Annotated in this window: 12 protein-coding genes and 3 pseudogenes; 5 read left to right on the plus strand and 10 right to left on the minus strand. The window is 68.0% G+C overall.

The features are described 5' to 3' along the window. The first annotated feature begins 97 nt into the window (after positions 1–97). Positions 98–304: a hypothetical protein gene (locus ACZ5DC_RS31365; RefSeq protein ID WP_468658264.1), complete on the plus strand. Its 207-nt coding sequence runs from the start codon at positions 98–100 to the stop codon at positions 302–304. A 262-nt stretch (positions 305–566) separates the two neighbouring features. Here ACZ5DC_RS31365 and ACZ5DC_RS31370 read toward each other — a convergent pair whose 3' ends face one another. Both ACZ5DC_RS31370 and ACZ5DC_RS31375 read right to left on the minus strand, forming a co-directional pair. Continuing rightward, entirely contained in the window at positions 567–827 is a 261-nt protein-coding gene (locus ACZ5DC_RS31370) for a WhiB family transcriptional regulator (protein WP_468658266.1), read from the minus strand. 564 nt (positions 828–1,391) lie between these two features. Continuing rightward, positions 1,392–1,745 carry an antibiotic biosynthesis monooxygenase family protein gene (locus ACZ5DC_RS31375; RefSeq protein ID WP_468658268.1) on the minus strand — a complete coding sequence of 118 codons (354 nt, stop codon included), beginning with the start codon at positions 1,743–1,745 and terminating at the stop codon, positions 1,392–1,394. Between the two features lie 703 nt (positions 1,746–2,448). Here ACZ5DC_RS31375 and ACZ5DC_RS31380 point away from each other — a divergent pair. Both ACZ5DC_RS31380 and ACZ5DC_RS31385 read left to right on the plus strand, forming a co-directional pair. Then, positions 2,449–3,195: an SDR family oxidoreductase gene (locus ACZ5DC_RS31380; protein ID WP_468658270.1), complete on the plus strand. Its 747-nt coding sequence runs from the start codon at positions 2,449–2,451 to the stop codon at positions 3,193–3,195. Between the two features lie 241 nt (positions 3,196–3,436). Next, positions 3,437–3,848, plus strand: a pseudogene (locus ACZ5DC_RS31385) (leucine zipper domain-containing protein); the annotation flags it as partial. Here the strand turns inward: ACZ5DC_RS31385 and ACZ5DC_RS31390 are convergent. Continuing rightward, a pseudogene (locus tag ACZ5DC_RS31390) lies at positions 3,819–4,196 on the minus strand (transposase family protein); the annotation flags it as partial. The pseudogenes ACZ5DC_RS31385 and ACZ5DC_RS31390 overlap by 30 nt on opposite strands. Before the next feature lie 43 nt (positions 4,197–4,239). Then, positions 4,240–4,755 carry a MarR family winged helix-turn-helix transcriptional regulator gene (locus tag ACZ5DC_RS31395; protein WP_468658272.1) on the minus strand — a complete coding sequence of 172 codons (516 nt, stop codon included), beginning with the start codon at positions 4,753–4,755 and terminating at the stop codon, positions 4,240–4,242. Between the two features lie 193 nt (positions 4,756–4,948). Between ACZ5DC_RS31395 and ACZ5DC_RS31400 the strand changes: the two genes are divergently transcribed. Further along, a complete protein-coding gene (locus ACZ5DC_RS31400) occupies positions 4,949–5,161 on the plus strand; it encodes a WhiB family transcriptional regulator (RefSeq protein WP_468658274.1) in 213 nt (70 codons plus the stop codon). Between the two features lie 172 nt (positions 5,162–5,333). Here ACZ5DC_RS31400 and ACZ5DC_RS31405 read toward each other — a convergent pair whose 3' ends face one another. The 3 genes and pseudogenes from ACZ5DC_RS31405 to ACZ5DC_RS31415 all read right to left on the minus strand — a co-directional run bounded on the left by ACZ5DC_RS31405 (position 5,334) and on the right by ACZ5DC_RS31415 (position 9,917). Beyond that, positions 5,334–8,108: an AAA family ATPase gene (locus ACZ5DC_RS31405; RefSeq protein ID WP_468658276.1), complete on the minus strand. Its 2,775-nt coding sequence runs from the start codon at positions 8,106–8,108 to the stop codon at positions 5,334–5,336. Between the two features lie 36 nt (positions 8,109–8,144). After that, positions 8,145–8,521 (minus strand): annotated as a pseudogene (locus tag ACZ5DC_RS31410) (hypothetical protein); the annotation flags it as partial. A gap of 328 nt (positions 8,522–8,849) precedes the next feature. After that, positions 8,850–9,917, minus strand: a complete 1,068-nt coding sequence (locus tag ACZ5DC_RS31415; RefSeq protein WP_468658278.1) for a ferritin-like domain-containing protein — start codon at positions 9,915–9,917, stop codon at positions 8,850–8,852. Positions 9,918–10,338: 421 nt separating this feature from the next. On the opposite strand from ACZ5DC_RS31415, the gene ilvC reads away from it, so the two are divergent. Next, a complete protein-coding gene (gene ilvC / locus ACZ5DC_RS31420) occupies positions 10,339–11,337 on the plus strand; it encodes a ketol-acid reductoisomerase (RefSeq protein ID WP_468658280.1) in 999 nt (332 codons plus the stop codon). Between the two features lie 196 nt (positions 11,338–11,533). Here the strand turns inward: ilvC and ACZ5DC_RS31425 are convergent, their stop codons facing one another. From ACZ5DC_RS31425 to ACZ5DC_RS31435, 3 genes are all read right to left on the minus strand, one after another. Continuing rightward, positions 11,534–12,526 carry a Dyp-type peroxidase gene (locus tag ACZ5DC_RS31425; protein ID WP_468658282.1) on the minus strand — a complete coding sequence of 331 codons (993 nt, stop codon included), beginning with the start codon at positions 12,524–12,526 and terminating at the stop codon, positions 11,534–11,536. 111 nt (positions 12,527–12,637) lie between these two features. Further along, complete coding sequence (locus ACZ5DC_RS31430; protein WP_468658284.1) at positions 12,638–13,522, minus strand: SDR family oxidoreductase; 885 nt, start codon at positions 13,520–13,522, stop codon at positions 12,638–12,640. 37 nt (positions 13,523–13,559) lie between these two features. Then, the gene (locus ACZ5DC_RS31435) at positions 13,560–14,015 is read right to left on the minus strand and encodes a VOC family protein (protein WP_468658286.1); all 456 of its coding nucleotides are present in this window, start codon (positions 14,013–14,015) and stop codon (positions 13,560–13,562) included. Positions 14,016–14,157: the final 142 nt, after the last annotated feature.

Genomic DNA, 14,157 nt, shown 5'->3' on the forward strand with positions numbered 1-14,157 from the left:
ACACCGCGGATGGTACGGACGACGCACAACCGGCTTGTCGACTACGGCTGTTGAGAAGGAAGACAGCTGTGGCAGCGCGGTTGTGACAAGTTTCGGCATGACAGACTGCTGCTCGCATCCATACGTCGCGGCGGTACGGAGCAACGACGCGGAACTGCTGGGCGTCCTGACGGACGACGCCCGCTCGGCCACACTGCTCGACGCTCTCGGACCCGACGCCATGGCGCGCCGGATACTGCCGATCTGGCGTGCGTACGACCTGGCCAGGGACGACAGGCGGTCGCGGACCAGACGCCCTGCCTGACGAACAAAGGCGGCACCCAGCGACAGCGGGGCCGCTGCTCCTGCGCATCGCCCAGTTCCCCGACGCCTTGACCACAGGGCAGCCCCTCATGCTCGACTTGCGTGCCCCGCACAGCAGCGTCTTCCAGGCTCTCCTCCCCGAGCGGGAAGCGCCCACGGACGCGTCCGGCTTCCACTCCATGCTCCTGGTTCCTCTGCGAGAGCAGTCGGCCTGCCCGCATGGACCGTAATCGGCCGGCGCCCTGGTCAGCGTCCCGATGGTCTTAGCCGCAAAGGCCCTGGCGTTCACCCGCGGTCATCCCGCCCCACACGCCGTAAGGCTCTTTGTTGTAAGTGGCCATGGCGGCGCACGCTTCGATGACCTCGCACTGGTCGCAGATTCGGCGCGCCTGTTCCTCCCGCTGGCGGCGCCGGTGGCCCCTCTCCCCCTGAGGAGGGAAGAAGACGGCACTGTTCATCCCGCGGCAGGCGGCTCGCTCCTGCCATTCCCAGTCGCTCAGCAGCGGCAGCAGTCTGGTTCGCATTCTTTTCCTCCTCCTCGCGCCCCGCAGGACCCGGACGTGCGTGATGGTGGATGAAAACTCTGAGTCCCCACCCCCGACTGCGGGGACCACGTCCGGTCCGGGGGCGGGAAGCGCGGGCCTCACAGCCCGCGGGGCAGACGTCTCAGTCGTCGTTGGCGGAGAGCCGGGCGACACCGCCGTCCGCTTCGCGTCCCCACATGTTGGTCTTCCCGTCCCGTTGGACGGTCGTGTAACACGAGGAAAGCCTGCTCGAGTCGCTGCGGACTACGCCCGGCGACCGGGGTAGGCGTCGATGCTCAGTCAGCGATCGGTCTCACCGTGACCGGTGCGCACCACGTCCTTACCGAGCAGAGAGGCAGCTTCCGAGGTGCTCGGCGTGGGAGTGGGAGTGGGAGTACACCAGGTGCGTGACCCGGAACAGCATGCCGCTGGCGCGGCTCACTTCCTGGACGGCACCAGGCGGTGCCTAGCGGCAGTCTGAACGTTGACGGGCACGACGCCGTCCCGCGCAAGCGTGTGTCATGGGTCATTGCCGGCTGGAGGGGCCGGCGTCGCCCCCCGCTGTCAGGAAGGGTGAAGTTCCACAACGACGCGGTAGCTGGCAGGTTCTGAGGTGATGTGAAGGCCAGGGTCGTCGAACATGCGCTGCAATGAGGCATGCCACTCGGGGTTGCCGGTGGCCTTGTCGAGCGCAGTGCCTGAGGTCCACTCGGCGATGTGGACGAACTGCACCTCAGGGGTGTCGGCGAGCGGCCTGTGCAGGCGGGAGCGGAGGAAGCCCGGCTGGGTCGACATGATCCGGGCGTTCTCCTGGTACACCTCGACGAAATAGTCGGCTTCGTCCGCCGGCACGGTGTAGCGCTTGATGACAGTGACCGGCTCGTCGATGCCCGTCTTCGATTCCAGGGATTGACTCATGCCCTCAGTGACCGACGATGCCACTCATGTGTGACCAACTGCCGGCTGTTGATGTCACGCAACCGCGTCGAGTCGAAGCCGACGTCACCGACGGCCTTGCCCTGCAGGATGCGGCGCGTGAGGTCCGCCGCTCACCAAATCCTGGGCGGCCGTAGCGGGCGATATCACCGAAGGGAACCGAAGCGTCTTTCGGCCTGCTCGTGCCCCTACGGCGGGTGGGCGAGCACGAGCCCACCTGGACACACCGACATACGCGGCGAAGCCTCGCGAGTCCGTGCACGGTGAGCAGTGGGAGTGTGCCTGGTGTCGGCGCGGCCCTCCCCTCCGTCCGAGAGCCGTGGCAAGACGAGGACGGTGCGGTTCTCTCTGCCCGCGGTCCTTCCGTGTATGCGCGCATGCCACCCGGGACACTCTGGCGGGACGACCGGGAGGACATGGCCGGACCACAGCCCACTGCTCCAGGGAGTGAGCGAGGACAGCTTGCAAGGCGTCCGGACGAGGCCGACCGACAAGGGCTCGGCGACCAGGAACGGGGGCTTCGCCGCGCCGGACCCGCCCGAAGTGGTCGAGGCGGATGTGGGTCAGGCCACGAACGCGCGATGCCCTCCCTGTCACAGATCCCGTTCGACCCTGGTCATAGAGGTAGCACGCAGTGCCCCACGTCCACATCGCACATCTGTGCAGCACACCAAAAGGGTTGATCATGAAGGTGGTCGTCATCGGCGGAACCGGGCTCATCGGCAGCAAGGTGGTCGCCAAGTTGCAGGAGCATGGTCATGAGGCTGTGCCTGCCTCTCCCAACAGCGGTGTCAACACGCTCACCGGCGAAGGCCTGGACGACGTCCTCCAGGGTGCTCAGGTCGTCGTCGACGTCTCGAACTCCCCGTCCTTCGCGGACGACGACGTCATGGAGTTCTTCCGCACCTCGACGTCCAACGTTCTCAAGGCGGAGAAGGCCGCAGGCGTGGACCACCACGTCGCCCTGTCCGTAGTCGGTACGGACCGTCTGCAGGGCAGCGGTTATTTCCGCGCCAAGCAGGTACAGGAGGATCTGATCAAGGACGGGGGCATCCCCTACTCGATCGTCCACGCGACCCAGTTCTTCGAGTTCGCGAAGGGTCTCGCCGACCAGGCGACCGACGGTGACACGGTGACCCTCATCCCCGTGAAGATCCAGCCGGTCTTCTCCGACGACGTCGCCACGGCAGTCAGCCGCACCGCCGTCGGTGAGCCCCTCAACGCCATCACCGAGGTCGCCGGTCCCGACGTCTTCGAACTGCCCGAGCTGATCCGTAAGGAGCTTGCCGCGAAGCAGGACACGCGTAAGGTCGTTGCGGACCCGAACGGCACCTACTGGGGCGCGAAGATCCAGGACGACACCCTGCTCCCCGGCCCGAACGCACACATCGGCGAGGTCCACTTCGACGAGTGGCTCGCACAGCAGAAGTAACCAGCACGAAGGGTCCCGGCGCGGGGGAGCGAGCATACGCGACGATCACGTCGTGTGCACCGGCGCATCGATGGGGCGATCGGGCGTGTTACGGCCCACTGGTCGGTGGGCACGGTGACATGGTGGGGCGCCTGGCCGTTCGGCTGGTGTGTGACATGCGGGCTGGGTGCTTGAACAGGTGAGGGCCTTCTGGGGTCGGTGTGGATCGCGACATCTGCCGCCGACCGCCAGAAGGCCCCTCGTGCCTCCCCGTAACGCCCCGCTGACCCCGACTGGCAGGCTGCGTCCGGCCCGGTGTGTCGTGGACGACGTCCGGCCGCTGCGGCAGCCCGCCGAACGCTTCCAGGTCTGCCACACCACCACCGCACGCTGGGCCGGCCGCTACCGGCAATGGGGCGCGGCGGGCATGCACGACCGCTCCGACCGCCCGCACCCACAGCCACGGCAGATCCTGCCACCGTCGAGCAGCAGGTCACGCGGCTGCGACACGAGCACCGGATCGGGCCGGTGCGGCTGACCGCCCGATGTTCCATCGCGCATCCACCGCCCACCGCACCCTCCTCCGGTACGGTCTGCCCGCTCGGGCAGGCAGGTCAGACGAGCCGCAACGCCGGAGGAGCGCGCCTGTCGGCCAGGACCAGGTCCGGCCTGGTGTGGGGCCGTTTCAAGGGCGGGGAACGCGTAGAGGGGTCATGACATCCGTGAAGGCGGGTGCATCTCCGGCCTGACCGGCGGTGAGGACGAACGCCGGCGGACGGCGCAGCCGTCGGCCGCGAGGTGGTTCCTGGTGGTCGGTCCGCCGCGGGACCGGCCGATGGCGTGATCGTCCGGCTCTCCGGCCGGGGCTCCTTTTTACGGGCCCCGGCAGCGTGCTGGTGAGCGCGTACGATGGTGGAGTTCACGGACACGGCCCAGCTGACGTCCTCGTCCGCGCCGGCCTGGGCCACCACGGCGGTGAACCTCCGCTGCCGCGTGCCGTCGACGGCCCGCATCCACAGCCGGATGTAGACGCCTCACCAGTTGCTTGGCGTGTCCAGGAAGTGATCAGTTGGCTGATTGCCTCACCACGCCAGCGCTCCGCAGATGATCGGAATGTGGCGGAACTTGGTAGGTGACCGCGGCGTGCGTGCTGCCCCGCAGGTAGCAGACGAGGTCCTCGTCTGCGCCCTCGGCACGGAGTTCCCGCATGATCTCCTCGACAGCCTGGTAGAGGACAGGAGAGCCGATCCCCACCACTTCGCGCCCGGCGGAAGTGGGATTGACTTCAACGCTGCGGCGGTCATGTGGTGAAAGGCGCGTGGTGACCAGGCCACGCTCCTGGAGACGCGTGACAAGACGACTGGTGCCGGACTGACTCAGGCCGATCCCGTCGGCCAGTTCATTCAGGTACAGCAGGCCCGAACCGGCTCGCACGCTTTCGTCCAGAGCGCGCAGGGCGTGAAACTCACTGGCTCCCAGCCCTAGGTGTTGATGAAGGCGTCGCCCGACCCGGGACTCGATCCGGCGGTGGACACGGGTCAATGTGTCCCACCGGGCAATCGACGCGGCAACGGCGCTCATGGTGGATGGCCTCCCTACTGTCCGCAGCCCCTGCCGTTTCCCGCATGACACATGCCGGCATGAGAGTACGGCGGAACAGCCGCCGCTGGTCTGCAGCAAGTAGACAGGCCAGGTGCTGCCGTTGTGACAGCCGCACCAGTATCACTGGTCCTTCAGCGGCTGACGCTGTCAACGGTGGGACTAGTTTGAGGCGTTGTTCGTCGAGGCGACGCTCCAGAAGCGGGTGAAGACCCTGTGCGGTGACTGCCCGGTCCGCACCGAGTGTCTCGCCCATGCGCTCGACAACCGCATCGAGCACGGTGTCCGGGGAAGCACGACAGGGCGTGAACGCCGCAGTCTGCGCGGACCACACGCGAGCAAGCGATACCGAGTGGGTGGGCCGGGATGTGCCGTTGATCCCCGGTGACTGACGGACCGAGGGCGGCAAGTCGAAGTGCTAACCGGCCCCGGCGAAGCCTCCGGACGTGTCAGCCGTGATCAGGCAGACGACGAGTCCGAGTAAGGCTTCGCGGGTCGGCTGGTGGAACGGCGGTCGACGGTCTCTGCGTCGGCCATGGAGTACGTCACTCCGTTTTCGGTCAGTCCCACGCAACAGACCTGGAAGCGGAGCCGAGTTCGGCGAGGGCGGTCTTCAGCTCGGTTCGCCGCTTGATGCCGAGCTTCGCGAAAACCTTGCGCAGGTGGTACTCGACGGTGTGCGCGCTGATGAACAACCGTGCGCCGATGTCCCGGTTCGTGAGCCCCTCACGAGCCAGGCGTGCCACGTTGAGTTCCTGATCGGTGAGCTGCGCCACCGACGCCCGTACGCGGACCCGCAAGGTTTCGCCGCCGACGCGCAGTTCGTCCGCGGCACGCTGGGCGAAGCCGTTCAGGCCACAGGCGCTGAGCACCTGGTGTGCGGCGCGGAGTTGTTCACGCGCGTCGGCGTACCGGCCCCAGCGGTTGAGTGCTTCGCCGTACAACAAACGACTACGCCCCACCCAGATCGGCATCCGCTCGTGTTCAAAACGCTTGATCGCATCGCGGTACAGCTTCTCGGACTCGTCACCCGCACGCAACTGCGCCTCAGCCATCGCCAGCACGGCCAACGCGTAGGTGGTCCCCACCGGCCGCGTGACGCGCGCCAGTTTCTCGAATGCCTGCTCGGCGAGGGAGCGTTCACCGGTGTGCGCGGCCGCCTCTACCAGTTCGAGCAGTGTGCGCATCGCGAGGTTGAGTTCGTGGGTGTAGGGCAACTCGCGGCGGCTGCAGGCCACCGCGTCCGAGAAGCGGCCCAGGCCGTTGTAGAGGACCGCCTCGGAGAAGTTGGCCGCGCTCAGCGCGTGCCCTTCCCCCCGGGCGTGCCCGTCCGCCCTGATTTGTGCCGCCCAGCGCTCCGCCTCGGCGGCCTGCCCCCGGTATGCCGCGAGCAGCAGCCGTCCGTACTGCGGGAGCGGATTGCCGGTGACCTCCTTGATGGCGTCGATCTCATCGCACGAGGCTTCCGCCCCGTCCAGGTCGCCGTCGGTCATCTGCACCAGCATCAGCAGGCTCAGGGCGATCGGCAGTACGGTGACGACGCCTTCGGCGCGGGCGATCTCGACCTGCCGGTTGGCGAGCGCGCGCAGCCCGGCGGGGTCCCACAGGTCCTGGGCGGCACGGGAGGCGAACCACACCCAGTGCAGCTCGAGGAAGTCCGGTGCCTGCTCGAGGAACGCACGCTGCGCCCGTCGCAGGGTGGCGAGCGCGGCCTCCTGGCCTTCGGTGGCGAGCAGCGCCTGGCCGCGCAGGATAAGGTCCCGTGCCCGGCAGGTCTCCTCGGCGGCGGGCGTCGCCCGGAGAATCGCGTGCGCGACGGCGGCCACCTGTTCGGCGTCTCCGAGCCTGCCGCCGTACGTCGCGGCTGCCAGCGCTTCGATGTAGGTGTCGCGGGCGAGTGCCGGGTCGAGCCCTTCAAGCCCCTGTGCCGCTGCGAGCAGTTGCTGCACCCCGCTGCGGTGACGCCGCAGCGCGTATCCCGCCCGAGCGCGCAGCCGCGCGACGACCGCCTCCTGCAACGCGGTGAGCGGCAGGGCGTGGGCGTACTCGAGCAGGCGCAGGGCCGCGGCAGGGGCGCCGGCGTCGTGTTTCGCCTCGGCGGCCGCGATCAACCGCTGCCCGCGGGGGAACGGCGAAGGTGTGAGCTCCGCCGCCCGTTCCAGGAATGCGCCCGCGGCAGCCGCACCGCCGCGTGTCCGTGCGCGTACCGCGGACCGCTCCAGATCGGCGGCGACCTCCTCGTCCGGGTACAGGGTCGCGCTGGCCCGGTGCCAGGCCCGGCGGTCCGGATCGTGCTCGACGCTGGTGACGTCCGCCAGAGCGGCGTGGACGCGACGCCGGTCCCCCGGTGAGGCCGCCCGGTACACGGCCGACCGCACCAGCGGGTGACGGAAGGCGACGCGGGTGCCGACGACGAACGCCTCGGCGTCCTTGGCCGCTTCGAAGGCCTCCGGCCCCAGTCCGAGTACGGCGCTCGCCCGCCACAACAGTCCGGGGTCACCGGTGGGCTCGGCGGCCGCCAGCAGCAGCAGGAGGCGCGCCGGCGCGGGCAGCGGGGCGAGCTGCACGATCAGACTCTGCTCGATACGGCTCTCCAGCGGCAGGAAACCGGTCGGCGTGAACTCGCCGGCGACCTGGGCCGGGCCCACGGTCCGGGGCAACTCCCGCAGCGCGAGCGGGTTGCCGCGAGCCTCCGCGATCAGCTGGTCGCGAATCCGCCGGTCGAGACCGCCGGGCACCGCCAGGCGCAGCAGTTCGCTCGCATCCTCGTGGCCCAGCCCCTCGACGACCATGTGCGCCAGACCGGCGAACACGTCGTCGGCCTGGCGCATGGCGAGCACCAGGGCGATGCCCTCCGCGTCCAGGCGCCGGGCGGCGAACGCGAGGGCACGCGCGGACGCCTGGTCGAGCCACTGTGCGTCGTCGACGACGCACAGGAGCGCCTGGTCCTCCGCGACCTCGGTGAGCAGTCCGAGCAGTGCCAGCCCCACGAGGAACGGGCTCGGCGCTGCGGCGGCGCTGCGCAGCCCGAACGCCACCTCGATCGCCTCCTGCTGCGGGGCCGGCAGCCGGGCGGCCGAACCCATCATGTGCCCGCAGAGCTGCTGGAGGCCGGCGTAGGCGAGTTCCATCTCGGACTGGGAGGCGACGATGCGTTCAATGCGGACGTGCGCCGTGGCCCATGTCGTGATGTGGTCCAGGAGTGCCGTCTTACCGACCCCCGCCTCACCGGAGACGATCAGCGCGCCACTGTGGCCGACACGGGCACGGCTCACCAGCGCTTCCAGTTCCGCCAACTCGCGGCGTCGCCCCCGCAACGGCGCGATACCAGGCACAGTGTCCGCCTTCGCCGCTCTTGTGATGTCTTCGCCTCACATCCTATCGGAGCATCGCCCCGAGTCACCCCGAATGCGAGCAGAGTCCCGTGTTTCTGTCACAGGCGGATCGCAGCCCGCTTGATCCCGGCGGGATGGGGGCCGGGCGGAGGTTTCCGTTCGCTGTCCACGGGCCAGCAAGGACGAGCATGCGAGGACGACCCGTGACACAGGATTTTGGCCGGGTTCGCGGAGCCAGAGGATGTGCGAGGCGAGGTGGAATCCGGCCCCGTAGCGGTTGGTCGCAGGCCGGCGGTCTGCCGCCGGCCCCGGCCACGCAGGGCCCGGCGGATCGCCCGGGACGCGTACGCCTTGTCCGCGATGACCGCATCAGGTCTGCGGCGAGGTCGCCCGACATCCGCCCGGGGCACTCGCCCGCCACGGCCGCCCACGACCGTCAACACCCGGCAGCCAAGGCGCTGTCCGCCCCCGCTCAGCGCCCGTCAACTCACCACGAGCCGCACGAGATCAGTCAGCAGACGCCCAACGCTGTCCTCCATACGGTCGTAGCCGAGCCGTCCCAGCCCTCGTAAGGAGGTCGGGGACGGCTCGGCTACGGCTTGAGCAGAACGCCCAAGAGCTCTCGAAAGGTCGCTGCGCACCACGTCGGCCGGCACGGTGTTCATCCGGGCCGTCGGCAGAGTGAGGCCACCCCAGAAGCCGACGTCGCTCGGCCGGATCCCAGTGTCATGGGAGGACGGCTCAGACGCGGTCTTCGGGCGCGACGTATTCGAAGGTGGGGGCGGCGGCCAGTCCGTCGTCGTCCTGCATGGCCATCAGGCTCTGTGCCTGGCCCTTGATCGCGTACATCGTGCCGACCGACATGCCCAGCATCGCCGGGTTCCCGTTGAAGGCCTGCTCGAGCTGCTGCAGCATCTTGCAGTACGTCTGGTTGAACGCTTCCTGCGCGGTGCGGATCGCGCTGCCCTCGGGGTGGTCCTCCAGCCGCGGGTTGGGGCGCAGCGGGCGGACGCCGGCAAGGTCCACGGTCACGGCCTCGCCGGTGGGGCCGGACCCGGGCGTGTCACCGGGCTGGTAACGCCGTCCCCGCGCGAGTTCCTGGAAACGGTAGTAGTGGGAGACTGCCTTGGTTTCGGGGTGGAACAGGTCCGTGTCGCCGTCCCAGACATCGGCACGAGCCGCGCCCTCGCCCTGCTCGACGATCTCCTCCAGCGCCGCGAGCGCCGAACTGAGGTCGGTGACGGGGTTGAGGTGCCCCGCCGTGTGGGCGAACGGGCCGCCGGAGACCTGACGGGCGGGGTCACCCGTGAAGACCTTGTCCTCACCCAGCTCGGCACACAGGCGCCGCAGCCCCTTCTCGACGGCGTCGTAGAACTGCCCGATCGTCTCGTAGTTGTCGCCCTCGGCTGGATCTCCCGGGTGCGCCGGCTGTTCGATCCGGAGGAACATCTCGAGGGCCTCCGGCCCGAACGGCAGAAGGGACAATTCGATGGACGGGTCGGCGTGCGGCATGGGACGCGGGTGCGGGGGCAGCAGGTGCGGCATGTCCAGGCGGGGTTGTCCGCCGACGGCGTTGAGAAGGTTCGCAGCCAGGGCGAGGTGAATCATCTCCTCGACGAAGACGCCCCCGATGAGCTGTGCGGCCTCCGCGTTGCGTTCGGCGTCGAGGGAGTACAGGGCCGTGAGGTAGGGCGGCAGCGTGGCATGTTCGAGCTCGATGGCCCACTGCAAGTGCCTGCGCAGGTCGTCAAGCGTCGCGATACCTGTCGCCGTGGTGGTGTCGAACTCGTGAGGCTGGGTCTGAGACATGGATGAGACGCTCATTTCGGTTGTCGTACACGCGAGGGAACGCACCTGCGGCAGCTGGCATTGCCGACGCCGAAGTCGTCGTATGGATCACGAGGCTGTTCGTTCGCCGCCGAAAGAGCAGGCGCATACCCTGGAGTCACCTCACTGACAGGGCAGACCACATCTCTGTGACACGGCATGTGTCATCGCTTTCACAGTCTCTGAGGCGCGAGCACGCATCCGTCGACGTACGGTGTGAGATAGTCATGTCGACGGCGGGGCTGGCGAGCGGCCGCTCTCTACAGTTTCCGGCCCTGCCCTGGCAGGACACCTGGCGGTTTCCCCCCGGCCCTGCTTACCGCGTTCCCTGCTTCCCGGAGGCATAGTGCTCACTCTCGGCAGGCACGCTGCGCCCGGGGAACTCTCCGTGAAAGGTGTACCCATGGCTGAGCTGTTCTACGACGCCGACGCCGACCTGTCCGTCATCCAGGGCCGCAAGGTCGCGGTCATCGGCTACGGCAGCCAGGGCCACGCCCACGCCCTGTCGCTGCGTGACTCCGGTGTGGACGTGCGTGTCGGTCTGCACGAGGGCTCCAAGTCCAAGGCCAGGGCAGAGGAGGACGGCCTGCGCGTGGTGACCCCCGCCGAGGCCGCCGCCGAGGCCGACGTCATCATGATCCTCGTCCCGGACCCGATCCAGGGACAGGTGTACGAGGAGTCCATCGCGCCGAACCTGAGGGACGGCGACGCGCTGTTCTTCGCACATGGCTTCAACATCCGCTTCGGCTTCATCAAGCCCCCGGCGGGTGTGGACGTCTGCATGGTCGCCCCGAAGGGCCCGGGCCACCTGGTGCGCCGCCAGTACGAGGAGGGCCGCGGCGTCCCGTGCCTCGTGGCCGTCGAACAGGACGCGACCGGTGACGCCTTCGCGCTGGCCCTGTCGTACGCCAAGGGCATCGGCGGCACCCGCGCCGGCGTCATCAGGACCACGTTCACCGAGGAGACCGAGACGGACCTCTTCGGCGAGCAGGCCGTCCTCGCCGGCGGTGTCTCCGCTCTGGTCAAGGCGGGCTTCGAGACGCTGACCGAGGCCGGTTACCAGCCGGAGATCGCGTACTTCGAGTGCCTGCACGAGCTGAAGCTGATCGTGGACCTCATGTACGAGGGCGGCCTGGAGAAGATGCGCTGGTCCATCTCGGAGACCGCCGAGTGGGGCGACTACGTCACCGGCCCGCGCATCATCACCGACGCCACCAAGGCCGAGATGAAGAAGGTCCTCGCCGAGATCCAGGACGGCTCGTTCGCCCGCAACTGGATGGACGAGTACCACGGCGGTCTGAAGAAGTACAACGAGTACAAGAAGCAGGACTCCGAGCACCTGCTGGAGACGACCGGCAAGCAGCTGCGCAAGCTGATGAGCTGGGTCGACGAAGAGGCGTAAGGGCACACGGAGCCGCACCCTGCCCACGGTGTGCGACTACCAGTTCCGCCTGAGGGCCGTGGCCGGCGGGAAGGGAACCGGTTGACGCGCGGTGGGTGGGGTGCCTGACCCTCCGACAGGCCGGGCACTCGTTCCCCTGAACCGAGACGGGCGACGGGTGTGTGTCGCAGTCCTGTACTGGCAGGTACACGGATCCTCAGTCGTGTCCCTCGGTCCCCGCACCAGCGGAGGGCTCAGGCACCGGCTGGGCGGGCAGGTCTTCCAGGAAGTCCGCGGACGGTGTGAAGAACAGGGAGCCCGTGACCGGAGTGGAGAAATCAAGGATGCGGTCGTGGGACGCTGACGCCGTACCCAGGAACATGCGCTCCAGCATCGTCTCCGGGACCTCCGGAGTGCGCGCGTAGCCGATGAAATAGGTGCCGAACTCCCTACGGCCCACAGATCCGAAGGGCATGTTGTCACGGAGGATCTCGCGCTCGTTGCCGTCCGTGTCGGTGACCGTGGTCAGAGCAACGTGTGAGTCCGCCGGTTTGGCGTCGTCCGGCAGTTCCACGTCGGACAGCTTCCGGCGGCCGATCGCCTTCTCCTGCGCTTCGACCGGCAGAGCCTCCCACGCGTCGAGGTCGTGCAGGTACTTCTGCACGACGACATAGCTGCCACCTGCGAACTGGGGGTCTTCCTCGCCGACGAGCACAGCCGCGTGCGCCGCCGGACCCGTCGGATTCTCCGTACCGTCGACGAAGCCGAGCAGGTCACGTTCGTCGAAGTACTTGAAACCCTGTACCTCGTCCTGGACCGTGACCGCGCCGCGCAGCCGGCTCATGATCTCCGAGGCGAGGGCGAAGCACAGGTCCGGCCGCGAAGCGCGGATGTGGAACAGCAGGTCGCCGGGGGTTGCCACGGCCCGGTGCACCGGACCGTTCAGTTCCCGAAAAGGATGCAGTCTGGACGGACGTGGTCCGGAGAACAGCCGGTCCCAGGCGTGCGAACCGATGCCCGTCACACAGCTCAGCCTGCCGTCGGGCTGGGCACGAAACCCCACGGCCCGTTCCAGCGAGCCGAGGTCCGACAGCAGTGCACGAACGGTGGTCTCGCCACCACTGTCGATCGTGACGACCAGGAAGATCGCAGCACTGGTCAAGGGAGACAGAACCATCTGAGACACTGGTTCCGCGACATCTCCGGGCATGAATTGTCCTCTTTCATCCATGTCGGTAGGTGGGTGGTACACCGTTTCAGCGCCCGTATTCATTGAGATGATCGGTCCGGAACGACTCGTGCTCCTCGCGGCGTTGGCGGGCTATTCTCGGGAGCAGCCGTCGTCGCACGATCCGTGACGGGGCCCGGGGGTACCGTCGAGGTACTCGCCGCTGCCGGGCCTTTCCGTACTGTCCCGCCCAGGTCGACTGGCACACCATTCGCGGTAGCTGGTCTGCGCGACGAAAGCGTCCGCGCCTGGCAACAGGTCCGTGAGGCCAAGACGCGCACCGAAGAAGGGGCTGCGGACGTCCGTGAAGACATGACGGTGCTCCGCATGCACGGTGCTCAGGGCGGCCCGCACGAACGCGTCCAGCCTGTGATTCTCAGGGCCGGCGATCTCACGGACGCCGATCAGGGGTCGGGACACAGCGGTATGCGCAAGCAGGATGGCCACGTCGGTCAGGGATACCGGGCACACTTCGACCGGCGGCACCCAAACGATCCAGTCTTCAGTGCCCGCGGCCGCTATGTCGTCGGCCGACTCGAACATCTGCGTGGAGCGCACTATGGAGTACGAGATACCGGAGCGCTGAACCATGGCTTCGTGCGCCTGGAGGGCACGGAAGGCACCCTCACTTCTTATGCGGTCCACGCCTACCACGGACAGGGAGACATGGTGTTTGACACCAGCGGCCGTCTCGGCCTGGAGGAGGGCGCTCGTGGAACGCCGCCATGACGCGACGAGGGCCTCCTCGTCGATGACATGACCGTCATCATCGGTAACGATCCCGGTGTTCAGACACAGCCGGCGCGAGAGGTCGATCACTACTGAACAATGGCGCAGGGACTCGGTGATCTCTTCGGGCGCGAGCGAGTCAAGACCCCCGGGTGCCGAGATCAGGTCCACCTCGTGTCCGTGATCCCTGACCCAGAGTGCGGTCTCGGCGCCTATGAGCCCACCGTCGTCGAATACAACGACCTTCATCCGGAAACTCCCTTATGGAGGGACCGCGTCGCGGTGCTCAACTGGACCCCTCGGGCGTGGCCGCGTGCTTTCCTGCCAGCAGACCGGTGGACTGACCCACCTCGACGAGGTAGCCGTCCGGGTCACGGAAGTAGCAGCGCAGTTCGGATCCGCGGTCAACGGGCTCGGTGAGGAAGTCGGCACCGTTCGCAGCCGCATGCGCGTAGAAGGTGGCGATGTCGGCTACTCGCACATTCAGGAAACTGGACACCCGCTCACCACTGCGTGGTACCTCCAGTGTGACCCCCGGCTTGTCAGGGGTGGGACCACCGCCGGGGTTCATGATGATCCAGGTGTTGGCGACCTTGACGATCGCCGGATTCTCCTCCATCACGACCTCGCCGCCGAAGACTTCGGCGTAGAAGCGCCGGGAAACCGAGACATCGCGCACCGTCAGGAAGTGTGTCAGCAGGAGGCCCTGCTGCGGTGCGGGGAGGTCCCCGTGGAGTGTCATCGTCCGTCGTCCCTTCATGGGCTCGTGTGGCTGAAGGCTTGACAGGACAGGCGCCCGGTCTGTGACAGCTGCGGTCGTCCGACGCCGCGGCGCCCCACGGTCGACCAGGTGACCGCACGGGTGTGGGAAGCCGCCTCCAGGG

It is taken from the genome of Streptomyces sp. NPDC031445 (genome assembly GCF_055581365.1).